The organism is Salinicola sp. NYA28a, assembly GCF_976982775.1.
Map to the genome: position 1 here is coordinate 762,645 of NZ_OZ334582.1, position 24,743 is coordinate 787,387.

General features: G+C 63.2%; 20 protein-coding genes. 15 read left to right on the plus strand and 5 right to left on the minus strand.

Going from position 1 to position 24,743, the window contains the following annotated elements; all coding sequences use genetic code 11:
• The first annotated feature begins 87 nt into the window (after window positions 1-87).
• From fabZ to tilS, 7 genes are all read left to right on the plus strand, one after another.
• Window positions 88-531, plus strand: coding sequence for a 3-hydroxyacyl-ACP dehydratase FabZ (gene fabZ / locus ACWHY3_RS03635; RefSeq protein ID WP_071231920.1), 444 nt, complete (start codon window positions 88-90; stop codon window positions 529-531).
• Window positions 528-1,295, plus strand: a complete 768-nt coding sequence (lpxA, locus tag ACWHY3_RS03640; RefSeq protein ID WP_087717644.1) for an acyl-ACP--UDP-N-acetylglucosamine O-acyltransferase — start codon at window positions 528-530, stop codon at window positions 1,293-1,295. Before fabZ ends, lpxA begins: the two co-directional genes overlap by 4 nt.
• A 9-nt stretch (window positions 1,296-1,304) precedes the next feature.
• Entirely contained in the window at window positions 1,305-2,471 is a 1,167-nt protein-coding gene (lpxB, locus tag ACWHY3_RS03645) for a lipid-A-disaccharide synthase (protein WP_087717645.1), read from the plus strand.
• Window positions 2,472-2,482: 11 nt separating this feature from the next.
• The gene (gene rnhB / locus ACWHY3_RS03650; RefSeq protein ID WP_303853156.1) at window positions 2,483-3,124 is read left to right on the plus strand and encodes a ribonuclease HII; all 642 of its coding nucleotides are present in this window, start codon (window positions 2,483-2,485) and stop codon (window positions 3,122-3,124) included.
• Window positions 3,125-3,264: 140 nt separating this feature from the next.
• The gene (dnaE, locus tag ACWHY3_RS03655) at window positions 3,265-6,774 is read left to right on the plus strand and encodes a DNA polymerase III subunit alpha (protein WP_448127574.1); all 3,510 of its coding nucleotides are present in this window, start codon (window positions 3,265-3,267) and stop codon (window positions 6,772-6,774) included.
• 134 nt (window positions 6,775-6,908) lie between these two features.
• On the plus strand, window positions 6,909-7,862 hold the full coding sequence (gene accA, locus ACWHY3_RS03660) for an acetyl-CoA carboxylase carboxyl transferase subunit alpha (RefSeq protein WP_448127575.1): 954 nt from the start codon (window positions 6,909-6,911) through the stop codon (window positions 7,860-7,862).
• Window positions 7,863-8,031: 169 nt separating this feature from the next.
• Window positions 8,032-9,297: a tRNA lysidine(34) synthetase TilS gene (tilS, locus tag ACWHY3_RS03665; RefSeq protein ID WP_448127576.1), complete on the plus strand. Its 1,266-nt coding sequence runs from the start codon at window positions 8,032-8,034 to the stop codon at window positions 9,295-9,297.
• On the opposite strand, the gene ACWHY3_RS03670 is transcribed toward tilS, so the two are convergent.
• Entirely contained in the window at window positions 9,285-10,793 is a 1,509-nt protein-coding gene (locus tag ACWHY3_RS03670) for a Ppx/GppA phosphatase family protein (RefSeq protein WP_448127577.1), read from the minus strand. The genes tilS and ACWHY3_RS03670 overlap by 13 nt on opposite strands.
• 191 nt (window positions 10,794-10,984) lie before the next feature.
• Here ACWHY3_RS03670 and ACWHY3_RS03675 point away from each other — a divergent pair, with 191 nt between their 5' ends.
• From ACWHY3_RS03675 to folM, 5 genes are all read left to right on the plus strand, one after another.
• Window positions 10,985-11,317, plus strand: coding sequence for a thioredoxin family protein (locus tag ACWHY3_RS03675; RefSeq protein ID WP_332778784.1), 333 nt, complete (start codon window positions 10,985-10,987; stop codon window positions 11,315-11,317).
• A 407-nt stretch (window positions 11,318-11,724) separates the two neighbouring features.
• Complete coding sequence (gene rho / locus ACWHY3_RS03680; RefSeq protein ID WP_087717652.1) at window positions 11,725-12,984, plus strand: transcription termination factor Rho; 1,260 nt, start codon at window positions 11,725-11,727, stop codon at window positions 12,982-12,984.
• Between the two features lie 245 nt (window positions 12,985-13,229).
• Window positions 13,230-14,747, plus strand: a complete 1,518-nt coding sequence (gene ubiD / locus ACWHY3_RS03685; protein WP_448127578.1) for a 4-hydroxy-3-polyprenylbenzoate decarboxylase — start codon at window positions 13,230-13,232, stop codon at window positions 14,745-14,747.
• 20 nt (window positions 14,748-14,767) lie between these two features.
• A complete protein-coding gene (locus ACWHY3_RS03690; protein ID WP_448127579.1) occupies window positions 14,768-15,586 on the plus strand; it encodes an FAD-binding oxidoreductase in 819 nt (272 codons plus the stop codon).
• The gene (gene folM, locus ACWHY3_RS03695; protein ID WP_448127580.1) at window positions 15,583-16,275 is read left to right on the plus strand and encodes a dihydromonapterin reductase; all 693 of its coding nucleotides are present in this window, start codon (window positions 15,583-15,585) and stop codon (window positions 16,273-16,275) included. Before ACWHY3_RS03690 ends, folM begins: the two co-directional genes overlap by 4 nt.
• Window positions 16,276-16,291: 16 nt before the next feature.
• Here folM and ACWHY3_RS03700 read toward each other — a convergent pair whose 3' ends face one another.
• A complete protein-coding gene (locus tag ACWHY3_RS03700) occupies window positions 16,292-16,999 on the minus strand; it encodes an anti-sigma factor (RefSeq protein ID WP_448127581.1) in 708 nt (235 codons plus the stop codon).
• Window positions 16,978-17,532: a sigma-70 family RNA polymerase sigma factor gene (locus tag ACWHY3_RS03705; RefSeq protein ID WP_087717657.1), complete on the minus strand. Its 555-nt coding sequence runs from the start codon at window positions 17,530-17,532 to the stop codon at window positions 16,978-16,980. The genes ACWHY3_RS03700 and ACWHY3_RS03705 overlap by 22 nt, the downstream gene beginning before the upstream one ends.
• Window positions 17,533-17,765: 233 nt before the next feature.
• On the opposite strand from ACWHY3_RS03705, the gene ACWHY3_RS03710 reads away from it, so the two are divergent.
• The 3 genes from ACWHY3_RS03710 (at window position 17,766) to ACWHY3_RS03720 (ending at window position 21,332) form a co-directional block, all read left to right on the plus strand.
• Window positions 17,766-17,891: a hypothetical protein gene (locus ACWHY3_RS03710; protein ID WP_256961000.1), complete on the plus strand. Its 126-nt coding sequence runs from the start codon at window positions 17,766-17,768 to the stop codon at window positions 17,889-17,891.
• A gap of 130 nt (window positions 17,892-18,021) precedes the next feature.
• Window positions 18,022-19,098, plus strand: coding sequence for a 3-deoxy-7-phosphoheptulonate synthase (locus ACWHY3_RS03715; protein WP_448127582.1), 1,077 nt, complete (start codon window positions 18,022-18,024; stop codon window positions 19,096-19,098).
• Window positions 19,099-19,196: 98 nt separating this feature from the next.
• The gene (locus ACWHY3_RS03720) at window positions 19,197-21,332 is read left to right on the plus strand and encodes a PhoX family protein (protein ID WP_332778782.1); all 2,136 of its coding nucleotides are present in this window, start codon (window positions 19,197-19,199) and stop codon (window positions 21,330-21,332) included.
• A gap of 109 nt (window positions 21,333-21,441) precedes the next feature.
• Here ACWHY3_RS03720 and ppk1 read toward each other — a convergent pair whose 3' ends face one another.
• The gene (gene ppk1 / locus ACWHY3_RS03725; RefSeq protein WP_448127583.1) at window positions 21,442-23,670 is read right to left on the minus strand and encodes a polyphosphate kinase 1; all 2,229 of its coding nucleotides are present in this window, start codon (window positions 23,668-23,670) and stop codon (window positions 21,442-21,444) included.
• A 39-nt stretch (window positions 23,671-23,709) separates the two neighbouring features.
• The gene (gene hemB / locus ACWHY3_RS03730) at window positions 23,710-24,717 is read right to left on the minus strand and encodes a porphobilinogen synthase (RefSeq protein ID WP_087717661.1); all 1,008 of its coding nucleotides are present in this window, start codon (window positions 24,715-24,717) and stop codon (window positions 23,710-23,712) included.
• Between the last annotated feature and the right edge of the window lie 26 nt (window positions 24,718-24,743).

The following is a 24,743-nucleotide window of genomic DNA, read 5'->3' on the forward strand; positions in this document are numbered from 1 at the left end:
AATGGGTGAACGCCGTTTTGCCTCCCTGTGCCTGCCCTTGGTCAAAAGTGTAGGGGCAGGCATTTCGTTATTTCAGAGGTTGTATTGATGATCATGGACATCAACCAGATTCGCGAGTATCTACCGCATCGTTATCCGTTTTTACTGGTAGATCGCGTGATGGAGATCACGCTGGGCGAATCGATCGTGGCGTACAAGAACGTCAGCATCAACGAACCTTTCTTCAACGGCCATTTCCCTCATCATCCGATCATGCCCGGTGTGCTGATCATCGAAGCGATGGCGCAGGCTTGTGGCATCCTCGGCTTCAAGACGGTCAACAAGCTGCCGGCCGACGGCTACGTCTATTATCTCGTCGGTAGCGATAACGTACGCTTCAAGCGTCCGGTCATGCCGGGAGACCAACTGCGTCTCGAGGCCAATGTCATCAAGGGCAAGAGAGGCATCTGGAAGTTTGCCTGCCGAGCCACGGTCGATGGCGAATTGGCCTGCGAAGCCGAAATCATCTGTGCCGAGAGGAAAGTCGCTTGATTCATCCCTCCGCCATCGTCGATCCCTCCGCCCGACTGGCCGATGACGTCGAAGTCGGTCCCTTCAGCGTGATCGGACCCGACGTCGAAATCGACGCCGGCTGCGTGATCGGACCGCACGTGGTGATCAAGGGGCCGACTCGAATCGGTAAACGTAACCGGATCTTCCAGTTTTCGTCGGTCGGAGAAGAGTGCCAGGACAAGAAGTACGCTGGTGAAGCGACACGGCTCGAGATGGGCGACGATAACGTCGTTCGCGAGAGCGTGACGATTCACCGCGGCACCATTCAGGATCGCGGCGTGACCACCATCGGTAACCGCAATCTGTTCATGGCGTACTCCCACGTGGGCCATGACTGCCTGATTGGCAGCGATTGCATTCTCGCCAACCAGGCCACGCTGGCCGGCCACGTGACGCTGGGTGACTTCGCCATCATGGGGGGGCTCTCGGCCATTCATCAGTTTGCCCACATGGGTGAGCATGCCATGGCGGGTGGTGGATCGATCATCACCAAGGATATTCCCGCGTTCATCATGGTCAACGGTAACCCTGCCGCGGCGCATGGCCTGAACTCCATTGGCTTGAAGCGTCGCGGTTTCTCGGCGGAAGCGGTGCGGGCGCTGGGCGAATGCTATCGTCTGGTCTACCGCAAGGGGCTGACGCTCGAGCAGGCCATCAGCGAAATGGAGAGCCGCTTCTCGTTCGACGAGACGCGCCGCTTCGTCGATTCGTTGAAAGCCTCCAAACGTGGAATCACCCGTTAGGGTGGGCGCATGCGCGTCTATCTCGTCGCGGGCGAACTCTCGGGGGATATTCTCGGCGCCGGCCTGATGCAGGCGCTCAAGCGCCGGCATCAGCAGATCGAGTTCAGAGGCATTGGCGGTCCGCGGATGCAGGCGCAGGGGCTCGAGTCGCTCTACCCGTTGGAAACCCTGTCGGTGATGGGGCTGGTCGAGGTGTTGAAGCACCTGCCGGGCCTGATCAAGGTGCGTCGCCACCTCAAGCGCGATGCCCTGGCGTGGCGGCCGGATATCATGGTGGGCATCGACGCCCCGGACTTCAATATCGGTCTCGAGCGTCAGCTGCACGATCAGGGCATCCGTACGGCACACTACGTCAGTCCGTCGGTCTGGGCTTGGCGCCAAGGGCGGGTCAAGAAGATCGCCAGGGCGGTCGACGGGATGTTGACCTTTCTGCCATTCGAGGCGGATTTCTACGCCGATCACCATGTGCCGGTCGCTTATGTCGGCCATCCGCTGGCCGACGAGCTGCCCCTGGTCAACGATCGGGCGTCGGCGCGGCAGGCTCTCGGGCTTGCTCTCGATGTGCCGACCCTGGCCGTCCTGCCGGGTTCTCGCGGCAATGAAATTCGCTTCCAGGGAGAGATATTCCTGCGGACGGCGGCTGCGTTGCGTGAGCGCCTTGGCGCGCTTCAGGTAGCGATCCCCGCAGCCTCGCCCGAACGTCGGCAGGAGCTCGATTCCCTGCTCGAGCGGTTTCCGGAACTGGCGGCCAGCACGGTCGTCGTCGAGGGGCGTTCGCGTGAGGTGATGACCGCATCGGATGCCGTGCTGCTGACCTCTGGTACGGCGGCGCTGGAAACCATGCTCTGTCATCGTCCCATGGTGGTCGCCTACCGCATGGCACCGGCGACCTACTGGCTGGCCAGACGAATGGTCAAGACGCGCTGGATCTCGTTGCCGAATCTGATCGCGCAGGAAACACTGGTGCCGGAGCTGATTCAGGACGCCGTGACTGCCGAAGCGCTGGTCGATACGCTACTGCCGTGGTTCGAGGACGAACAGGCGCGCTCGGCGCTCGAACAGCGCTTCGCGGCACTCCACGCCGAACTTCAGCGCGGGGCCAGCGAGCGAGCCGCCACGGCCGTCACCTCGTTGGTCGAGCACGGGTCGCTGGATCCTGAAACTGGAAAGGTCTGACGAGAGAAGTCATGTCATTGAAGTCTCCGATTTCCGCCTGGCCGGACATCGTCATCGAATATGATGGGCATCTGATTGCCGGCGTCGACGAGGTCGGGCGAGGACCGCTGATCGGTTCGGTGGTAGCCGCGGCCGTGATTCTGGATCCTGATTGCCCGATCGAGGGTCTGACCGATTCCAAATGCCTGAGTGCGGCACGGCGCGAAGCCTTCGATTTGCAGATCCGGGAATGCGCGCTGGCCTTCGCCATTGGTGAAGCCACGCCGCAGGAGATCGATTCACTCAATATCTATCACGCCACGCATCTGGCGATGCGTCGTGCCATCGATGCGCTGCCGACACCGGCCGAATACCTGCTGGTGGATGGCAACCGGCTGCCGGGACATGCGTGCCCGGGGCAGGCCGTGGTCAAGGGCGACCTTCGTCACCCTGCGATCAGCGCGGCATCGATTCTGGCCAAGGTGGCTCGAGATGCGCAGATGGTCGCGCTCGACGCGCGCTATCCGGACTACGGCTTCTGTCGCCACAAGGGATATCCGACGCCGGAGCATCTCGAGGCGCTGGTCAAACTGGGTCCGCTGGGAGAACATCGCAGCTCTTTCGCCCCCGTTCGTGAGCGGCTTGCCGAGAGCGAACGCTCGATTTGCCGATAGGCCATTGTGGCCTGTCCCACCTTTAGGCATGCTGATCCTGCCGGTGCGCTGACCATGGTAGACGCTACGGCGTCACCGGCAGCATGACGGGATCGCGTGCCCGATATCCGCATTCATTCGCCGCCTGACTCGAGTTCGTCATGACAACACCCTTCGTTCATCTTCGTGTCCACAGCGAATACTCCCTGGTCGATGGCCTGGTCCGGCTCAAGCCGCTGATCAAGGCAACGGCCGAGGCCGGCATGCCGGCGGTGACCGTGACCGACGACACCAACCTGTTCGGCCTGGTCAAGATCTACAAGGCAGCCCAGGGCGCCGGGTTGAAGCCGATCATCGGCGCCGACCTGTGGCTGCACAATGCGCACGACGAAAGCCATCCCTATCGTTTGACGCTGCTGGCGATGAACGATACCGGCTATCGCAACTTGACCGAGCTGATCTCGCGAGCCTGGACTGAAGGTCAGCGCCAGAACATGGCAATCCTCGACAAGACCTGGGTCTTCGAACAGAGCGAAGGGCTGATCGCGCTGTCCGGCGCCCGGGAAGGGGAGATCGGCCGGTTTCTGATCGCTGAGCACATCGACACGGCACGCCAGCTGCTGGCGGAGTGGCAGCAGCACTTCCCTGGCCGCTTCTATCTGGAACTGCAGCGTACCGGCCGCCAGTACGACGAAGAGTGCGTGCACCATTCGGTGCGGCTGGCCAGCGAGAGCGGTACGCCGGTGGTAGCGACCAACGATGTTCGCTTTCTCAAACGCGAGGACTACTGGGCTCACGAAACCCGCGTCTCGATCGGCGAAGGCAAGGCGCTGGAAGATCCCCGGCGCGAAAAACGCTATAGCGAAGAGCAGTATCTCAAGACGCCCGAAGAGATGGCCGAGCTCTTTGCCGATATTCCCGAGGCGCTCGAGAACAGCGTAATGATCGCGGCGCGCTGTAGCGCCAGCGTGCGCCTGGGCGAGATCTTCCTGCCGGAATACCCGATCCCGGAAGGAATGACCCAGGACGAGTTCTTCCGCAAGATCTCTCACGATGGTCTCACCGATCGTCTCAATCAGCTGTTCGGCGGCGATACCCCGATCTATCCGGGGCGATCACTGGCCGAGCACGAGCCCGCCTATCGCCAGCGGCTCGACTTCGAGCTCGATATCATCCTCAAGATGGGGTTCCCCGGTTACTTCCTGATCGTGATGGACTTCATTCAGTGGGCCAAGGACAACGACATCCCCGTCGGCCCCGGGCGAGGGTCGGGCGCCGGTTCGCTGGTGGCCTACGTGCTCAAGATCACCGATCTCGATCCGCTGGAATACGACCTGCTGTTCGAACGCTTCCTCAACCCGGAGCGTGTCTCCATGCCCGACTTCGACGTCGACTTCTGCATGGAGAAGCGCGATCGGGTCATCGACTACGTGGCCGATCGCTACGGCCGCAATGCGGTATCGCAGATCGTCACCTTTGGCACCATGGCCGCCAAGGCGGTAGTGCGTGACGTGGCACGTGCCCAGGGCAAGCCGTATTCGATGGGTGACAAGCTCTCCAAACTGATCCCGTTCGAGGTCGGCATGACGCTGGCCAAGGCGATCGAGCAGGAGCCGCAGCTCAAGGAGTATCTCGAATATGACGAAGAGGCTGCCGAAATCTGGGAGATGGCACTCAAGCTCGAGGGCATCACCCGCGGTACCGGCAAGCACGCCGGGGGCGTGGTCATTGCGCCGACCAAGCTGACCGATTTCTCGCCGCTGCTGTGCGAGGAAAACGGCTCCGGCCTAGTAGTGCAGTTCGACAAGAACGACGTCGAGGATGCCGGGCTGGTCAAGTTCGACTTTCTCGGCCTGCGCACGCTGACGATCATCGACTGGGCGTTGGAGATGGTCGACGTGGTGCGTGCCCGCGATGGTGTCGGCCCGCTCGATATCAGCACCATTCCGCTGGACGACAAGCCGACCTTCGACATGCTCAAGAAGGCCGAGACCACGGCGGTGTTCCAGCTCGAATCCCGCGGCATGAAGGAACTGATCAAGCGCCTGCAGCCGGATTCGCTGGAGGACATGATCGCGCTGGTGGCGCTGTTCCGCCCGGGGCCGTTGCAGTCCGGCATGGTCGACGACTTCATCAATCGTAAGCATGGCCGTGCCGAGCTCGCCTATCCCAGCGCGGATTACCAGCATGAACTGCTCAAACCGGTACTGGAGCCGACCTACGGCATCATCCTGTATCAGGAGCAGGTGATGCAGATTGCCCAGGTTCTGGCCGGCTATACCCTGGGTCAGGCGGACATGCTGCGGCGTGCCATGGGCAAGAAGAAGCCCGAGGAGATGGCCAAGCAGCGCGCCGGCTTCATGGAAGGGTGTGCGGCCAACGGCATCGACAAGGACCTGGCCGGCAACCTGTTCGACCTGGTGGAAAAATTCGCCGGCTACGGCTTCAACAAGTCCCACTCGGCCGCCTACGGCCTGGTGTCGTATCAGACCGCCTGGCTCAAGGCGCACTATCCGGCGCCCTTCATGGCGGCGGTGCTCTCGACCGAGATGGACAACCTCGACAAGGTCGTGCCGCTGATCGAGGAGTGCCGTCATATCGGGCTGACGGTGACGCCGCCCAACGTCAACGTGGGGGCCTACAAGTTCACCGTCGACGAAGGCGGCCAGGTCGTCTACGGGCTGGGCGCGATCCGTGGCGTTGGTGAAGGGCCGATCGGTGCCATCGTCGAAGCACGCGAAGCGGATGGCGAGTTCACGGACCTGTTCGATTTCTGCCGTCGTATCGATGGCAAGCGCATGAACAAGCGCACCCTCGAAGCACTGATTCGCTCCGGCGCGCTGGACACGCTGGGGCCGTCCCGCGCGGTGCTGGCGGCGTCGCTGGATGCCGCGATCAAGGCCGCGTCACAGAACCAGACCAACCAGAACCTGGGCATGATGGACATGTTCGGCGAGGCCTTCGCCGAAGCCGACGAGAGTCAGGATATCTACGCCGATTACCGCCACGCGCGCGAGTGGAGCGACAAGGAGCGCCTGGCCGGCGAGAAGGATACGCTCGGGCTCTACCTGACCGGTCATCCGATCGACGAGTACGAACACGAGCTCAAGCGCTTCGTGGCGACACGCATCGTCGACCTCAAGCCTTCTCGCGAACCGCAGCGGGTCGCCGGGCTGGTCGTGGCGATGCGGACCATGAAGTCGAAGCGTGGCGACACCATGGCGTTCGTCACCCTCGACGATCGCACCGGGCGCATCGAGGCCTCGCTGTTCGGTGAGCTGTTCGACCAGGTCCGCGGGAAATTGACCGCCGATCAGGTGCTGATCATCGAAGGCGAAGTCTCCAGCGACGACTATTCCGGCGGTTTGCGTCTGCGCAGCAAGGACGTCACCCTGATGGCCGACGCTCGCGCCCGCTTCGGCGAGGCGGTGGAGCTTTCGGTGGATGGCGGACGTCTCAACGGCAAATTCTCGCGTTCGCTGCACGATAGCCTGTCGCCATGGCTGAGCGAATCGGGCCTGCCGGTTCGGGTGCGTTATCGTAACGCCAAGGCCAGTGGCTGCTTCGAGCTTGCGGAGGCGTGGAAAGTCTCGCCCAGCGACGAGTTGATGATGGCCCTGCGCGAAGTCGAGGGTTACGAAAAGGTTGCGCTACGCTATCGAGGTGGCTGACCCGCCGAAGCAGGGCGCCTCCTTGCTAACACTCGTGGAGGTGCGATAATAATCCGTTTCGCGGCACGCCAGTCGCCCGTGTTTCGCTCGTATTCAGACACCGAAGCTTGCCAGGATCACACAGTAGAAGCTCTATGAATCCCAATTATCTAGACTTTGAACAACCGATTGCCGAACTCCAGGCCAAGATCGAAGAGCTGCGACTGGTCGGCAACGATAGCCGCATCAGCCTGAGTGACGAGATCGGTAAGCTCGAAGAGAAAAGCCGCAAACTCACCGAGCAGATCTTTCGTGACCTGACCGCCTGGCAGGTGACGCAGCTGTCGCGCCATCCGCAGCGTCCCTATACGCTCGACTACCTGGACAACATCTTCACCGACTTCGACGAGATGCACGGCGATCGCAATTTCGCCGACGATGCCGCTCTGGTCGGCGGTGTGGCGCGTCTGGACGACAAGCCGGTAATGGTCATCGGTCATCAGAAAGGGCGCGACGTCAAGGAGAAGGTGCGCCGCAACTTCGGCATGCCGCGTCCCGAAGGGTATCGCAAGGCGTGTCGTCTGATGGAGATGGCCGAGCGCTTCAAGATGCCGGTGCTGACGTTCATCGACACGCCCGGCGCCTATCCCGGCATCGATGCCGAAGAGCGCGGCCAGTCGGAAGCGATCGCCTACAACCTCGCCGTCATGTCGCGCCTGAAGACGCCGATCGTCGCCACGGTCATTGGCGAAGGCGGTTCCGGCGGCGCCCTGGCCATCGGTGTCTGCGACGAACTGCAGATGCTGCAGTATTCCACCTACTCGGTGATCTCGCCGGAAGGGTGCGCCTCGATTCTCTGGAAGAGCGCAGAGAAGGCCTCCGAAGCCGCTCAGGCCATGGGCATTACCGCCTCGCGCCTAAAAGAGCTCGGCTTTGTCGATTCACTGATCGAAGAGCCGCTGGGCGGCGCGCATCGCAATCCGCGCAAGACCGCCAATCAGGTCAAGGAAGCGTTGACGGATAGCCTCGATCGGCTGCGGGCAATGGATACCGAGACGCTGCTGGAGCGAAGGTATGAGCGCTTGATGAGCTACGGCGCCCCTTCGTGAAGATGACCGGCTGCGCTCACTCATACGGCGTTGAGCGCTCACTCGGTCTGCTCATGTAGTGAACTACACTGCGCGCCCTCGATCGCGCTCGCCTTGTCTAAGTATCGCTCGCACGGTCACGCGGCGGTATGGGATTTTGTCGAAAGGTCGAGCGTCCAGGAGCCTCGCGTTGCAGCATTCTCTAGAAGCTCTCATTGATAACGCCCTGGCATGTCACGTGCCGGGGCGTGTCGTCTGGGTGGCGCTTTCCGGCGGTCTCGACTCTTCCTTGCTGTTGAGCGTGGCGGCGCCGCTGGCGCGCAAGGCCGGGGTCGAGCTGCGTGCAATTCACGTCAATCATGGCTTGCAGGCGGCGGCGGGCGGCTTCGAGACGACTTGCCGCGAACTGTGCGATTCGCTGGCTTTACCGCTGACTGTGGCTTCGGTCCGGGTCGATGCCGCGGGGCAGGGGATCGAGGCGGCTGCTCGGGAGGCTCGTTACCAGGCTTTCGCGACGCATCTCTCTCCGGGTGACCGCTTGTGGCTGGCGCAACATGCCGACGACCAGGTCGAGACTTTCCTGTTGGCCGCACTGCGCGGTAGCGGCGTGCGAGGGCTGGCCGGCATGCCTTACCGGCGCGAGTGGCGAGGCATCCGGATCGAGCGGCCCTGGTTGAGCCTCGCCCGGTCGGTCTTGCTGACAGAAGCGCATCAGCGTGGGCTCGAGTGGTTCGAAGATCCGACCAATACCGACCTGGCGTTCGATCGAAACTACCTGCGCCATCGGGTGGTGCCGCCACTGCGCGAGCGTTGGCCGGGCGTGGCCGGGGCATTCGGACAGAGTGCCGAGTGGCTGCAGGAAGCCGACGAGCTGCTGGCAGAGCTGGCGGCGATCGATCTGGATCAGGCCGGGGGCGATCCCGGTCGCTTGCGGTTGGCGACGCTGGCCGCGCTAAGCACGCCTCGCCGTCGCCTGCTGATCCGTCATGCGCTCGAACGCCTGGGCATTCCCGCGCCGCCGGCTGCGCGCCTGGTCGAGCTCGAACGGCAACTGACGGTGGCGGGCGCGGATCGCCTGCCGGTCATCCGTTGGCCGGGCGGCGAGGCTCGGGTCTGGCGGCATCATCTCTATCTGATGGCGCCGCTGTCGCCAGTGGATCCCGCGTGGCAGGCGGCTTGGAGCGGCGACTCGCCGCTGGAGACGCCTTGGGGAGTTTATCCTTGGGATCTGCAACCGCTGGCGGGCGCTTTCACGCGCCCCTTGCGAGTGGGACTGCGCCAGGGCGGGGAGAGACTGCGCTTGGCCGGTCGCGGCACTCGAGATCTCAAGCGCCTGCTGCAGGAATCGGGCATCCCGCCTTGGCAGCGAGACCGGCTGCCGCTGGTGTGGCACGGCGATGAACTGGTGGCCGTGCTCGGCGTGCTGTCGGCGGAAGGCTGGTCTCAGGCGTCGTAATTCAGCGTCAACCCCGCAGCCTTCTGGTAGGCCGCTTCCTGTTCCAGATCGTTGAGCAGCAGCGCCTGATGCCTGGTTTCCGGCAGCGTGAGATGCAGGGTGTCGCCGTCGTTGGCGAGACGGAAGTCGGTGGTCGCCTGTTCTGGTCGGGCGTGGTTGAGCATCACGGCGAGCCGGAGCAGACGGGCCAGTCGTTGGTAGGTCGCCTGCACGGTACGGGGCAGCGCCTCCAGCTCCTTCTGGGCGAATTTGCGCCGATGGGCGCGTACCAGAAACGCCAGAGCCTGCTGCTCGGGGCGGGAGAAGCCGGTCAGGTCGGAGTACTCGATGAGATAGGCGCCGTGACGATGAAACTGGCTGTGGGAGATCGCCAGGCCGATTTCATGCACCTGGGCTGCCCAGTAGAGAAACAGGCGCTGCTCTTCGCCGAGCTCCCAGGCGTCCCGGACCTGATCGAATGCCGCCATGGCGGTTTCAGCCACATTTTCGGCATGGGTCGTCTCGACGCTGTAGCGCCGCATCAGCAGATCGACGCTGTGGCGGCGGGAATCCTCGGGGGTGTTGCGGCCGATCAGGTCGAACAGCACGCCTTCGCGCAGCGCGCCGTCGGAATAGCGCATGCGTTCCAGGTCGAAGGCTTCGAAGACCGCACAGAGAATGGCAACGCCGGCCGGGAAGACCCGCGCCCGATCCTCCTTGAGGCCTTCCATCGCGACCTTATCCAGGTGGCCGAAGCCGATCAGCTTCTTGCGCAGTTTCATCAAGGCTTCGCGCTCGATCAGCGTGGCGTCACCATCGCCTCGGGCGGCGATGACCGCTGCCGCGGCCTTGATCGTGCCACTGGAGCCGATCGGATCCTGCCATCCCAGCTGGTTGTAATGGCGCTGGATGTTGGCCAGTTCGGAAAGCGCGGCCATCTCGGCGCGCCGGAAGCGCTTTTCGCTGAGCTCGCCGTCGGCGAAAAAGGCGCCGGTATAGGCCACGCAGCCCATGTGGAGGCTTTCCAGCGCCTGCGGTTCGAAGTCCTCACCGATGATGAACTCGGTGGAACCGCCGCCGATATCGACGATCAGGCGCCTGCCGTGCACTTCGGCCAGCGCATGAGCGGCGCCGAGGTAGATCAGGCGCGCCTCTTCGCGGCCGCCGATGATCTCGATGGTGTGGCCGATCAGCGCTTCGGCGCGATCGATCAACGCCTGGGCGTTATGGGCTGCGCGAAGGGCATTGGTGCCGACGATACGCAGGTCGGCGGGCGAGACGCCCTCGAGAAAAGGGGCGAAGCGCTCGAGGCAGCCGAGCGCACGATCCATGGCGACTTCGGTAAAGTTTTCGTCAGCATCGAGGCCGGCGGCAAGCTGTACTTTCTCGCCCATCTTGGCGACGACCTGGAGTTGGCCGTGCTGGTAATTGGCGACCAACAGGTGGAAGCTGTTGGAACCGAGATCGATAGCGGCCAGACGGCGCGTCGCGTCTTCGGCGGTCGAATTCCCGCTCATGGCGTGGCGTCCTCGAAAGCTGGCAGTAGACAGGCGCGCGCTGAGCGTCGCGACATAGAGTCGTTCCAGAGCCTGTTGCCGTTTCAGCGCGTCGGGTGCACCAAGATTGCGGCGGGGGCGCGGCCTTGTCAATCGCTGAGGCGGCAGGCATGCTGGCGGCACCGGCATCATACCCACCGAGAATCGAGCACATGCAGCCACAGCGGCGCCATCTGGACAGCGAAGCATTCGAGCGTCAGCGCGAAGAAGCGCAAGCACCCTGGCTGGCGGTCTTCGTTGCCGACTGGTGTCAACCCTGTGAAACACTGCTGTCTCGGCTCTCGTCGGCTTCGCAGGAGTCGATCCGCGCGCTGCCGGTGGCGGTCGTGGATATCGATCGCGAGCCGGCACTGGCAGAGCGCTACGGCGTCAAGGGGACGCCGACACTGATCCTGTTCGTCGACGGCGAACCTCGGCTGACGCGTGTCGGGGCGTTGTCGGAACAGCAACTGCTGCAGATCGGTGAAGAGTGCGGGCGCCATTAGTCGAGGGCACTTGATAATGCAGCCGGTGATCGCCATATCGATACTTGCTTTCGGAAGATAGCTTGTCTACCATCTGGACGTTCGCCTGTTCCGAATGCTTCTCGACCGCGTCGCGGTCCCCCAAGTCGTCAGTCAATCCCAGTACCGATCTTTGGATAGTGACCACTCTCTCGGATGACACTTTCCGCGAGATGGCAGGCGAATCGAACCGCTCTCCCGGCACCTTCGTCACACGGCCAGTCGGCATCCCGACATGCGTCGACGCTGGGCCAACAGACCATACGAATGCCTGACATCCTGGGACGACTGAACGCGCCGCGCGGCGTTTGAACTGACCGCCTCTTGTCCTTCTTTTCTATCTCGGCAAAAGTCATTGCCTGCGACACGAGCCTTCTCTGACCGAACTCATGAATCTAACCGAACTCAAGCAAAAATCCGTTCCTGAACTGCTGGATATCGCCCGCGAAATGGGCATCGATAATCTGGCGCGCTCACGCAAGCAGGACATCATCTTCGCCATCCTGAAAAAACATGCGAAGAGTGGCGAGGACATTTACGGCGATGGCGTCCTGGAGATTCTGCAGGACGGATTCGGTTTCCTGCGTAGCGCCGACTCCTCCTATCTGGCCGGCCCCGACGACATCTACGTCTCGCCGTCCCAGATTCGTCGCTTCAATCTGCGCAAGGGCGACTCGATTGCCGGCAAGATCCGCCCGCCGAAGGAAGGCGAGCGCTACTTCGCGCTGTTGAAAGTCAACGAGATCAACTTCGACAAGCCGGAAAACGCCAAGCACAAGATCCTGTTCGAGAACCTGACGCCGCTGTTCCCGCAGGAGCGCATGGTGATGGAGATCGGCAACGGCTCTACCGAGGACATCACCGCGCGGGTCATCGATCTCACCGCGCCGATCGGCAAGGGCCAGCGTGGCTTGATCGTTTCGCCGCCCAAGGCCGGTAAGACCTTGATGCTGCAGAACATCGCCACCTCGATCACGCGCAACAACCCCGAATGTCACATGATCGTGCTGCTGATCGACGAGCGTCCGGAAGAGGTGACCGAAATGTCACGGACGGTGCGCGGTGAAGTCGTGGCATCGACCTTCGACGAGCCGCCGGCCCGTCACGTCCAGGTGGCCGAGATGGTCATCGAGAAGGCCAAGCGTCTGGTCGAGCACAAGAAGGACGTGGTCATCCTGCTCGACTCCATCACCCGCCTGGCGCGCGCCTACAACACCGTGGTGCCGTCTTCCGGCAAGGTGCTGACCGGTGGTGTCGACGCGCATGCCCTCGAGAAGCCCAAGCGCTTCTTCGGCGCCGCGCGTAACATCGAAGAGGGCGGCAGTCTGACCATCCTCGCCACGGCGCTGGTCGATACCGGCTCGAAGATGGACGAAGTGATCTTCGAGGAGTTCAAGGGTACCGGCAACATGGAAGCCCATCTGGATCGCAAGCTGGCCGAGCGCCGCGTCTATCCGGCTCTAAACATCCGTCGTTCCGGCACCCGGCGCGAGGATCTGATCGCCTCCGAGGAAGAAATGCAGCGCATGTGGATCCTGCGCAAGCTGCTCAACCCGATGGACGACGTGGCCGCTACCGAGTTCCTGATCGATCGCCTCAAGGACACCAAGACCAATCTCGAATTCTTCGAAGCCATGAAAAGACGTTGATTCCGGCTGGCTGCACTCGATGATACTGCGTTGGAAAATCGCTCAAGCTGCTCATTTACTCCCGTAAACTCCGCGCTCTCGCGATTTTCCGCCTTGTCTCATCTTCGTTCGCTCAGCCAGCTCTCAACGCTTCGTGAGATCTTGGGGTCAAAGCAGAAAATAAAGGGCAGCATGTTATGCTGCCCTTTTTGCGTTCTGGGCCGCCGGGCGTAGTGGAAAGAGTGGGGAGGGATACGGGCAACGCCATGAAATATCATGATTTACGGGACTTCATCGCGGCGCTGGAAGCACGCGGCGAGCTCAAGCGCGTCACGGTGGAGGTGGATCCCTACCTGGAGATCACCGAGATCTGTGATCGCACGCTGCGAGCCGGTGGGCCTGCGCTGCTGTTCGAGAACGTCAAGGGTAGCGAGATGCCGGTGCTGGGGAACCTGTTCGGTACCCCGGAGCGTGTGGCCATGGGCATGGGGCAGGAAAGCGTCGAAGCGTTGCGTGAGGTGGGCAAGCTGCTGGCTTTCCTGAAGGAACCCGATCCCCCCAAGGGGCTCAAGGATGCCTGGGAGAAGCTGCCGATCTTCAAGCAGGTCATGAGTATGGGGCCGAAGACGTTGCGTTCGGCGCCGTGCCAGCAGGTCGTGCTCGAAGGCGATGAGGTCGATCTCGATCGCCTGCCGATTCAGCACTGCTGGCCGGGCGACGTGGCACCGCTGGTGACCTGGGCGCTGGTGGTGACCAAGGGGCCGCACAAGTCGCGCCAGAATCTGGGAATCTATCGTCAGCAGAAGCTTGGCAAGAACCGATTGATCATGCGCTGGCTGAGTCACCGCGGCGGGGCGCTGGATTTTCGCGAATGGCAGCAGACGCATCCCGGCGAACCCTTCCCCGTCGCGGTGGCGCTGGGGGCCGACCCGGCGACCATCCTCGGTGCCGTGACACCAGTGCCGGACACGCTCTCCGAGTACGCCTTCGCCGGCCTGCTGCGCGGCTCGCGGACCGAACTGGTCAAGTGCGGCCACGCCGACCTGCAGATCCCGGCCTCCAGCGAGATCGTGCTGGAAGGTTTCATCCATCCGGACGACATGGCCCCCGAAGGGCCCTATGGCGATCACACCGGATACTACAACGAAGTCGAAAGCTTTCCCGTCTTTACCGTCGAGCGGATCACCCATCGGCGTGATCCGATCTACCATTCGACCTACACCGGCCGCCCGCCGGACGAGCCCGCGGTGCTGGGGCTGGCGCTCAATGAAGTGTTCGTGCCGATCCTGCGCAAGCAGTTTCCCGAGATCGTCGACTTCTATCTGCCGCCGGAAGGATGCTCCTATCGCATGGCGGTGGTGACCATGAAGAAGCAATACCCCGGTCACGCCAAGCGGGTCATGATGGGCGTCTGGAGCTTCCTGCGCCAGTTCATGTACACCAAGTTCGTGATCGTGCTGGACGACGATGTCGATGCCCGCAACTGGGAAGACGTGATCTGGGCGATCACCACCCGGATGGACCCTGCCCGGGATACGGTGATGGTGGAGAATACGCCGATCGACTATCTCGACTTCGCCTCGCCGACGGCGGGGCTGGGCTCGAAGATGGGGCTGGATGCGACCAACAAGTGGCCCGGCGAGACGACACGGGAGTGGGGAGAACCCATCGTCATGGATCCGGCGATCAAATCACGGGTCGACGAGCGCTGGGAAAGCTATGGTATCGATATCGCGCCACCACAGGCGCGAACCGGAAAACCCTCGGACGGCGGGGCGGCATGACGGCAAACGATGAGGTGAACATGACGGTCAGAACGTTGACCTGCCAGGTGGAAACCGTCGAGGATCTGACGCCCGATGTGTTCCGGGTCGTGCTCGAAGGGCGTGCCGAGGCGATTGCCCATGCGCCCGGGCAGTATCTCGAACTGGAACTGCATGAAGAGACCTGGGTGCCGTTCTCGATCGCCTGCGCCGAAACCGGCGACGGCCGTCTGGAGCTGCACATTCAGCATTGGCCGGAACGCACCCACTCGGCGCGCCTGCGGGAGCTGCTGACCCATCGCAATCGGCTGTCGGTCCGGCTGCCCAGCGGCGAGTGCACGCTACCTGCAGGCCGTTCGGAGCCGCTGCTGCTGATCGCCGCCGGTACCGGCTTTGCCCAGCTCAAGGCCATCGTCGAAGCCGCCCTGACCGAGAATCCCGAACGGGACATCTCGATCTGGTGGGCCGTGCGCGAGCGCCGCGATCTCTATGCCGAAACCCTGGCGCGGGAATGGGCCCAGGCGTATGCGAACGTTCGTTTTCACGCTGTGGTCGAAACCCCGGAGGCCGCGCTCGAGGCGCTGCCCGGCGTGCGCTGGCACACCGGGCGTATCGATGAGGTGCTGGCATCGCAGCTGGATACGTTGGCAGGCGTCGAGATCTACCTCGCCGGATCTCCCGGCATGGTCTATGCCTGCGTGGATACGCTGGCCCCGTTGGGGCTGGTCGAATCGCAGGTCCATTCGGACGTCTTCAGCTATGCGCCGCGGGTGCCGTTTCTGCCACTGCCGGAGAGCGACCCGGCACAGGCGCCGTTGACTCCGGGCGAGGTCGCGTCGTCATCGGAGAAGAAGTCTTGAGCCAATCCCCGATCCTGATCACCGGTGCCACGCAGCGCCTTGGGCTGCACTGTGCCGAGCGGCTGCTCGACGACGGCCATCCGGTGATCGTCACCTATCGCCGCGAGCGGGAGACGCTGTCGGCGCTGCGGGAGCGTGGCGCGGTGACGCTGGCAGCAGACTTTGCCACCGAAGCCGGTATCCTCGACTTCATCGCCCGGCTGCGGGATAGCACCGCGAGTCTGCGCGCCATCATTCACAACGCTGGGGAGTGGTTGTCGGACCCCGATCCCGAGGCGGCCGGCGAAACCTTCGAGCGTCTGTTCCGGGTCAACATGCAGGCGCCGTATCTGATCAATATCCATGCCCGCAGCCTGCTGGACGCCTGCCAGGAGCCGCAGCGCGACATCGTGCATATCACCGACAGCGTAGTACAGCGGGGCGCGGCGGGGCAGTCCGCCTACGCCGCCACCAAGGCCGGGCTGGAAAGCCTGACCCGGTCGTTCGCCGCCCAGTTCGCGCCCACGATCCAGGTCAACGCCATCGCGCCCGGTCTGGTGATGCTCGCCGAGGGCGACGACGTGGATGGCGGCCGCGACCGGCGCGTGCCGGGGCCAGGGGTGATCTACCAGACCCTGCGTTACCTGCTCGACAATGACTTCGTCACCGGCACGATAATGCCGGTTGACGGCGGCAGCCACCTGGGCTGAAAGCGCCGCGATTCGTCTATAGCGAGACGGTGCTGTTGCGAATCTGTACCAGTTTGCCTTCGTCGATCACGGGGCCGGATGGCTTGCCTCCCGGCGCGCCGGAGCTCGGCTCCATGCTGACGGCGAAATCGGCGGTCTTCATCAGGCCCAGCATCTTGGCGGGCAACTGCATGGTGGCCTGGCCCTGAACCGGCAACATGCCGAGCGAAACCGGCGTACCGTTCTCCATCATCCACAGCTCGCCACCCTTGCCTGCGGGCATCGGGCCGGGTTCGACCGCCTGAACCATCATCTTGCCATCCAGGGTGGCATTGAGAATCCAGGCCGGCTGGCCGCTGGCGTGGTTGATCACGAAGACATATTCACCGGGCATCATCGCCGGCTCCCGTGGCGTCAGCGCGATCACCGCCAGAACCAGCGCCGCCGCCGTCGCGAAGCCGCTGAACGCCCGCCAGAAGCCGAGACGCTGCAGCAGGCCGACTCTCAGCCCCAAGCGCGCGACAATGCCGGACCACAGGTGGCAGGGCGGTGTCACCGGCTCCAGTTGCTGGTTGAGGATCTGCAGGTGTTCCCGCCAGGCATCGACGCTACGCTGCAGATCCGTGCTGACCGCCAGTAGCGCCTCGAATTCGGCGCGCTGGTCTCGATCCAGCGTACCGAGAACGTACTCGCCGGCGGCCAGTTCGCGTGCTTCGGGGTCGCTCAAGTCAAACGTGTCATGCATGCCTTCAACCTCTCGAGGCCTCTGCGGACCCAGCTCTTGACGGTTCCCAACGGCGTGGTGAGATGCGCTGCCAGATCGTGGTGGGTCAATCCTTCGAAAAACGCAAGCTCGAGCACCTGGCGCTGTTGCGCCGTCAATTCGGTCAGGCACTGCTGCAATGATTCTGCCTGCTGATTGATGTCGCTCTCGCTCTCGACATCGGATTCGCCGGGCAGTGACTCGATGATCGCTTCGCTATCGGCTTCCTGGGGGCGCTGACGCCGGAGCCAGTCGATGCCGATGTTGCGCGTGAGCGTCGAAAGCCAGGTCATCGGGCGGGCACGGGAAGCATCGTACTGCCCGGCCACCTGCCACACACGCAGGTAGACCAGTTGCAGACAGTCCTGCGCGGCCGCTTCCTGCCGGACGATACGCAGTAGCTGGGCGTATAGATGCGGACTGGTCGCGCGGTAGAGCTTCTCGAAAGCGAGACCATCGCCACGGGCGCTGGCGTGAAGATTGTCGATCAGCACGTCATGAGGTGGGTAGGCCATGAAAGTCCTTGGAATCCTTTCTTTTTCTGATTTCCCAGTCTCGTCAACGGGCGGGAACAAGTAAAGCTCGGCGGCTCGTCGGCCAGCGTTTGCCTCAAAAGACTTGTCAAAACGCGCCGGGGCGTTAGGATAGAGCTACGATTTAGCGACATCACGTCTTCGTGACGAACGATGTTTGCGAACGCTTGCGCTTGCGAAAGAACGTCTTCGAAAGAACGTCTGCGAGAAAGATCATGACCGAACGCCTCGATTCACGTTTCATCGACACCGCCAACGCCGTTGGCGGTGCGATGACGTTTGCGTTCTTCGGTTATGGCTATTGGTTTAGGACTGGCGTGCCCGCCGGTTGGTCAACATGACCTGAACCCGCGAGGCACGCCCGGAACTGGGCTGCCTCCTCGCATCAAGAACCCCCGGATGGCAGGCCCACCCGGGGGTTCTCGCGTTTTCGGGTCTCGATTCTTGAACATCACCTGGAATGAGATCGTTATGGACGCTGCCACATCCGAATTGAAACCGGCCCTATCGACACCGGCATCATCGTCTTCCGTCAGAGCACTGCCGTTGCCGACGGCGCAGGAGCTGCGCCGGCAGCTGCCGGTGAGTGCGGCACTCGAGGCCCGGATCGCCGCGAGCCGCGAGGCCATACGGGCCATCCTCGAAGGCGAGGACGATCGCCTGCTGGTCGTGACCGGCCCCTGTTCGGTACACGACCCTGCCGCGGCGCTGGAGTATGCCGAGCGTCTGGCGGCACTCAATGAGGCGGTGGGAGACCGGCTTTTGCTGGTGATGCGCGTCTACGTCGAGAAGCCGCGTACCACTGTCGGCTGGAAAGGGCTGGCCTACGACCCCCACCTCGACGGCAGCGACGACATGGCCGCGGGCCTGGCCATGGCGAGACGGCTGATGCGCGATATCGCCGAACTGGGCCTGCCGGTCGCGACGGAGCTGCTACAGCCGATGGCCGGGGCCTACTTCGATGACCTGCTGAGCTGGGTGGCGATCGGCGCGCGCACCACCGAATCCCAGATCCACCGTGAACTCGCCAGCGGGCTGGCGGCGGCGGTCGGCTTCAAGAACGGCACTCAGGGCAATGTCGATGTCGCCATCGCCGCCATGCAATCGGCGGCCCATTCGCATCGCCACTTCGGTGTGACCGCCGATGGCAGCCCGGCGATGATCGAAACGCCGGGCAATGCCGCCACCCATCTGGTGCTTCGCGGTGGCCGCAACGGGCCCAACCATGATGCCGAGAACGTGGCTGCCAGCCGCCGGGCGATGACGCAGGCCGGGCTCGAGGCGAGGATCATGGTCGACTGCAGCCACGCTAACTCGAACAAGGACCACCGGCGTCAGACGGAGGTTCTCTACGATGTGCTGGAACAGCGCATGGCCGGTGATCGCAGCCTGATCGGCGTGATGCTCGAAAGCCACCTGTTCGAAGGCAAGCAGGCGCTCAATCCCGCGGCGCTGCGCTATGGCGTGTCGATCACCGACGCCTGCCTGGGCTGGGAGACCACCGAACAGCTGTTGCTGCGTGCGGCGGAGCGGCTTGGTCAGGCCTGAACCGTGTCCCCGGCGGTCGCCGGGGGGACATCATCTCGTCATATTCCCGGCTTAGCCTCGTCACGACGAGCAATCCGTGACGAGTCAGGGAGATAAACATGAGCCGGGATGTCGAAGATCATCGAATTCACAACAACAGCCAGAATCTGCCTTTCGGTGAGGTTGTCGAGCGCCATCTTTCGCGTCGCCAGATTCTCCAGGGTGGCCTGGGGCTGGCCGCGCTTTCCATGATGGGAGGGTTCGGGCTCGGCGGCAGCAATGGTGCCTGGGCCCAGAACAAGACGCCGCTGGCGCTGGCCTTCGAATCGATCAAGGGCTCGCACACCGATGCGGTCGTGGTGCCGCCCGGATATCGGGCACAGGTGCTGATTCCGTGGGGAACGCCGCTCAATGCCCGGGCCAGTGCCTGGCAGAAGGATCTCGCCATGACCCCCGAGCAGCAGGCGAACAGCGTGGGCATGCATCATGACGGCATGCACGCCTTCCCCCTTGATGCGGAAAGTGGCTCGCGCCGTTTTCTGCTCGCGCTCAACAACGAGTACATCGATCAGGATGCCCTGTGGGCGCCCCAGGGTGGCCCGACCCAGCCGGACGGTGTGCGGCCGGCCGATGAGGTTCGCACCGAAATCAATGCCCACGGCGTCACCATCGTCGAGATCCGCCGCCAGGATGATGGCGGCTGGACGCATGTGGTCGACTCTCCCTACAACCGCCGGATCACGACCGCCACACCTATCATGCTGGCCGGGCCGGTCGCAGGCAGCGACTATGTCAGGACACGCTACTCGATCGACGGTACTCGAACGCGCGGCACCAACAACAACTGCGCCAATGGCTACACCCCCTGGGGAACTTACCTGACCTGCGAGGAAAACTGGCCGGAAGTCTTCGTCAATACCGGCGAGCGCTTCAGCGACGATGCCCGCCTGGGCTTGCCGACCGATCGCGGGCGCTACGGCTGGGAAACGGCGGCCGGCGATGGCGAGCAGGAAGACGAGTTCTCGCGTTTCGATGTCACGCCCCGGGTGGGCGAGGCGAGTGAAGACTATCGCAACGAAGCGCGGACCTTCGGCTACGTGGTCGAGATCGATCCGTATACCCAGGCCATGGCCGTCAAGCGCACGGCGCTGGGACGTTTCCGCCACGAGGGGTGCTGGCCCGGGCCGGTCCGCGCCGGCGAGCCGCTGACGTTCTACACCGGTCACGACTCGCGCAACGAATATATCTACAAGTTCGTCAGCGCCGCCAAGTGGGACCCCGCCGATGCCCCTCGGCCGGGCAACGAAGCGGATCGTCTGGCCATCGGCGGCAAATACCTCGATGAAGGCACGCTCTACGCGGCGCGCTTCGATGAAGACGGGCGAGGCGAGTGGCTGCCGCTGACGCCGGATGCGAAAACGCCATCCGGCCAGACGCTGGCCGCGGCGCTGGGCCTGGCGGCCGACGATACCGCCGGCATCATCATCCACACCTGTGACGCAGCCGACCTGATGGGCGCGACGCCGATGGATCGGCCGGAATGGTCGAGCGTGGACCCTGTCTCCGGCGAGGTCTACTTCACCTTGACCAACAACTCGAAACGCACGGCGGCGGATACCGAAGCCAGTTTCACCAACGACGGCACGGCGATCGATGCCGGCGGCGTGGGTTACGCCACGGCGCCCGCCAATGTCGCCAACCCGCGCGCCAACAACGAGAACGGACACATCATTCGCTGGCGCGAGCAGCCGGACAATCGCTTTGCCTGGGAGATCTTCGTGTTCGGCAGCGACGCCGGCGCAGGCGACAATCGCTCCGGCCTGACCGAGGACAACCAGTTCGCGAGTCCCGACGGCCTATGGTACGACGCGCGTGGCGAAGGGCAGGGCATTCTCTGGTTCCAGACGGACAACAGCGACAATGCCGTGGCCGAATACACCAACGATCAGCTGCTGGCGGTGGTGCCGGGCGCGCTTGGACAGCAGAACGCCAGTGGTGCCGGCTCGGTCATTGATGCCGCCAATCAGAGTCATCTCAAACGCTTCGCCGTGGGGCCGAATGGCTGTGAGGTGACCGGTATCTTCGCCACGCCGGACCGCACCGCGCTGTTCATCAATATCCAGCATCCCGGTAACTGGCCGGCGGATGGCGACGCCTTGGGCCAGGACGCCACCCGGGCCACGAACGGCCAGGTTCGCCCCCGCGCGGCGACGGTAGCGATCTGGAAGGAAGACGGCGGTCAGGTCGGCCTCTGATCGATCGAGAGCGGGCGCATGAAGAAGGCTGGATGCGAAAGCATCCAGCCTTTTTTATCGAGTCATCAATTCATCCGGTCACCGCTATCGAACCATGAGATGACCGCGCTCACGCCTGGCTGGCGTAGGCGTAAAGCAGCGTCTCCTGAGCACTGATCGGCTCGGCATCGCCCGAGTCGCATAGATGGTACTGACCCTCGGTGTCGAGCTCCCAGCTCTGGCAGTTGTCCAGCAGATAGGTGTCCAGATCCTTGCGCACCTGCTGAGCGACCTTTTTGTCCAGCAGCGGAAAGCAGGTCTCGATCCGATGGAACATGTTGCGCTCCATGGCGTCGGCGCTGGAACACCACACCTCGTGCTTGCCATCGTTGTGAAAGTAGTAGACGCGGGTATGCTCGAGGAAGCGACCGATGATCGAGCGTACCCGGATATTGTCGGAGATACCCGGTATGCCGGGGCGGAGGCAGCACATGCCGCGAATGATCAGTTCGCAGGTCACGCCGGCCTGGGAGGCCCGATAGAGTGCGCGAATCAGCTTGGGTTCGGTGATCGCGTTGCATTTGAGGACGAGCCTGGCCTTCTTGCCGCTCTCTGCCAGTTTGGCCTCGCGTTCGATCATCTCGATCAACGTCTTGTGCAGCGTGAATGGCGCATGCAGCAGCGTCTGGATCTTGCGTGGCTTCCCCATGCCGGAGAGCTGCTGGAACACCTTGTGCACGTCGTCGCACAGCGCCTCGTTGGCGGTCATCAAGCTGTAATCGGTGTACAGCTTGGCGGTCTTGGCGTGATAGTTGCCGGTGCCGAGATGGGCGTAGTGACGGAGCGTGCCTTTCTCGCGGCGCACGATGTGCATCATCTTGGCGTGGGTCTTGTAGGCCATCACGCCGTAGATGACGATGGCGCCGGCTTCCTGCAGCCGAGAGGCCAGGGCGAGATTGTCGGCCTCGTCGAAGCGCGCCCGCAGCTCGATGACGACGGTCACTTCCTTGCCGCCGCGCGCGGCCTCCACCAGTGCGCCGACGATCGACGAGTCGGCGCCGGTGCGATAGAGGGTCTGCTTGATGGCCAGCACGTCGGGATCCCGTGCCGCCTGCCGCAGCAGGTCCTCTACCGGGGTGAACGACTGGAAAGGATGATGCAGCAGGATGTCGCCCTGAAGAATGGCGGAGAACAGGTTGACCTCGCCGCGTAACGGCTTAGGCAGGCCGGGCGTGAAAGGGCGGTAGCGCAGGTCGGGGCGTTGGACGTCGCCGAGTACCGCCATCATCCGGGTCAGGTTGACCGGACCGTTGACCCGATAGAGATCCTCCTCGCCCAGCTCGAACTGCTTGAGCAGGAAATCGATGAGGCTGTCGGGGCAGTTGTCGGCCACCTCCAGACGGACGCCGCTGCCGTAGCGTCTGGCCAGCAGCTCCCCACGCAGCGCGGAGGCCAGGTCCGAGACTTCTTCGGGATCGACCGACAAATCGGCGTTGCGCGTCAGCCGGAACTGATAGCAGCCGCCCACTTCCATGCCGGGAAAGACCTCGTGGGCATGGGCGTGGATCATCGACGACAGGAAGACGTAGTCGGTGAAGCCCTCCTCGCAGAGCGCATCCGGCAGCCGGATCAGTCGCGGCAGCGAGCGCGGTGCGGGCAGGATCGCCATGCCGCCCTCGCGGCCGAAGGCATCTGTGCCATCGAGCTCGACGATGAAGTTGAGGCTCTTGTTGACCAGTCGCGGAAACGGGTGAGACGGGTCGAGCCCGATCGGACTGATGACCGGGGCGATCTCCTCCTCGAAATAGTCGGCGACCCAGGCCGCCTGCTCGGGTGTCCACTGGGCGCGGCGCCGGAAGCGTATCTTCTGCTCTTCCAGTGCCGGCACCAGCACATCGTTGAGAATGCGGTACTGGCGTTCCACCTGTTCGTGAGCGATACGTGACACCTCGCTCAGGACGCGAGCGGGCGTCATGCCGTCGGCACCGGTCTCCTCGCGAAACGAGGCAAGCTGATGCTTGAGCCCGGCCACGCGAATCTCGAAGAACTCATCGAGATTGGAGGAGAAGATCAGCAGGAACATCAGGCGGTCGAGTAGCGGATGCGAAGGGTCCAGAGACTGCTCGAGCACGCGGATATTGAACTGCAGATGCGACAGCTCACGGTTGAAATAGAGCGCAGGGTCGTCGAGATTCGCCTGGGAGGAGGGTGTCTCCTTGGCATGGATGCCCTTGCGCGTACGGTTGACGCGCAAGGGTGTCGCATTGATCTCCTCCCCGCTAACCGATAATGGCGTATCGGTTGAGGCGGCGGGTGTATCGATAGTATTGGGCGTGTCTGGTGTGCCTGAGTCTGTCATCTAAAGTCTCCGGTACCGGGGCAGACACGCCCGCGGCCCTCAGGAATTGAGCAATTGTGCGGCGCGTTTGGCGAAATAGGTCAAGATCCCGTCGGCACCCGCGCGCTTGAAGCAGGTCAGCGACTCGAGAATCACGCTGTCGGCATCCAGCCAGCCCTTTTCGAAGGCGGCCATGTGCATGGCGTATTCGCCGCTGACCTGGTAGGCGAAGGTCGGGACACCGAAGGAGTCCTTCACGCGCTGGATGACGTCCAGGTAGGGCATGCCGGGCTTGACCATGACCATATCGGCGCCTTCCTGGATATCCAGTGCCGTCTCATGCAGCGCTTCGTTGGTGTTGGCCGGATCCATCTGGTAGCTGAACTTGTCCGCCTTGCCCAGGTTGCCGCTGGAGCCGATGGCATCACGGAACGGTCCGTAGTACTTCGAGGCGTACTTGGCCGAATAGGCCATGATCTGCGTCTCGTGCAGCCCCTCGCGTTCGAACGTGGCACGAATCTCGCCGATCCGGCCATCCATCATGTCGGAAGGCGAGATGACGTCCGCCCCGGCCTCGGCATGGGACAGCGCCTGCTTGATCAGCGCCTCGATGGTGCGATCATTCATCAGATAGCCGTTCTCGTCCGGCACCCCGTCCTGACCATGGGTCGTGTAGGGGTCGAGCGCCACATCGGTGATGATGCCGAGATCCGGGAAGCGCTCGCGCAGCGCCCGAATCGCACGCTGGATCACTCCGTCCGGATTCCACGCTTCGGCACCGTCGCTGGTCTTCTTTTCCGCCGGCGTGAAGGGAAAGAGATCGATCGCCGGGATACCGAGTTCGACCAGCTCTTCGGTCTCGCGCAGCAGCTCGTCGATGGACAGACGCTCGACGCCCGGCATCGACGCGACCGGCTCGCGGCGCTTCTCGCCGTCGAGCACGAAGACGGGAAGAATCAGGTCGTCAGTCGTCAGTGTCGATTCTCTTGCCAGACGGCGGGAAAAGTCGCTCTTGCGTAGACGACGCAGGCGGGTGGCCGGGTACTGACGAGGAAGGTTGTAACGCATGAGTCTCTCCACGATAGACGGCGAAC

Bases quoted from the DNA above. Each gene is read 5' to 3' on its own strand.
- fabZ (WP_071231920.1), top strand. From the start codon at position 88: ATGATCATGGACATCAACCAGATTCGCGAGTATCTACCGCATCGTTAT.
- lpxB (WP_087717645.1), top strand. From the start codon at position 1,305: ATGCGCGTCTATCTCGTCGCGGGCGAACTCTCGGGGGATATTCTCGGC.
- rnhB (WP_303853156.1), top strand. From the start codon at position 2,483: ATGTCATTGAAGTCTCCGATTTCCGCCTGGCCGGACATCGTCATCGAA.
- dnaE (WP_448127574.1), top strand. From the start codon at position 3,265: ATGACAACACCCTTCGTTCATCTTCGTGTCCACAGCGAATACTCCCTG.
- accA (WP_448127575.1), top strand. From the start codon at position 6,909: ATGAATCCCAATTATCTAGACTTTGAACAACCGATTGCCGAACTCCAG.
- ACWHY3_RS03670 (WP_448127577.1), bottom strand. From the start codon at position 10,793: ATGAGCGGGAATTCGACCGCCGAAGACGCGACGCGCCGTCTGGCCGCT.
- ACWHY3_RS03675 (WP_332778784.1), top strand. From the start codon at position 10,985: ATGCAGCCACAGCGGCGCCATCTGGACAGCGAAGCATTCGAGCGTCAG.
- rho (WP_087717652.1), top strand. From the start codon at position 11,725: ATGAATCTAACCGAACTCAAGCAAAAATCCGTTCCTGAACTGCTGGAT.
- ubiD (WP_448127578.1), top strand. From the start codon at position 13,230: ATGAAATATCATGATTTACGGGACTTCATCGCGGCGCTGGAAGCACGC.
- ACWHY3_RS03690 (WP_448127579.1), top strand. From the start codon at position 14,768: ATGACGGTCAGAACGTTGACCTGCCAGGTGGAAACCGTCGAGGATCTG.
- ACWHY3_RS03700 (WP_448127581.1), bottom strand. From the start codon at position 16,999: ATGCATGACACGTTTGACTTGAGCGACCCCGAAGCACGCGAACTGGCC.
- ACWHY3_RS03705 (WP_087717657.1), bottom strand. From the start codon at position 17,532: ATGGCCTACCCACCTCATGACGTGCTGATCGACAATCTTCACGCCAGC.
- ACWHY3_RS03710 (WP_256961000.1), top strand. From the start codon at position 17,766: ATGACCGAACGCCTCGATTCACGTTTCATCGACACCGCCAACGCCGTT.
- ACWHY3_RS03715 (WP_448127582.1), top strand. From the start codon at position 18,022: ATGGACGCTGCCACATCCGAATTGAAACCGGCCCTATCGACACCGGCA.
- ACWHY3_RS03720 (WP_332778782.1), top strand. From the start codon at position 19,197: ATGAGCCGGGATGTCGAAGATCATCGAATTCACAACAACAGCCAGAAT.
- ppk1 (WP_448127583.1), bottom strand. From the start codon at position 23,670: ATGACAGACTCAGGCACACCAGACACGCCCAATACTATCGATACACCC.
- hemB (WP_087717661.1), bottom strand. From the start codon at position 24,717: ATGCGTTACAACCTTCCTCGTCAGTACCCGGCCACCCGCCTGCGTCGT.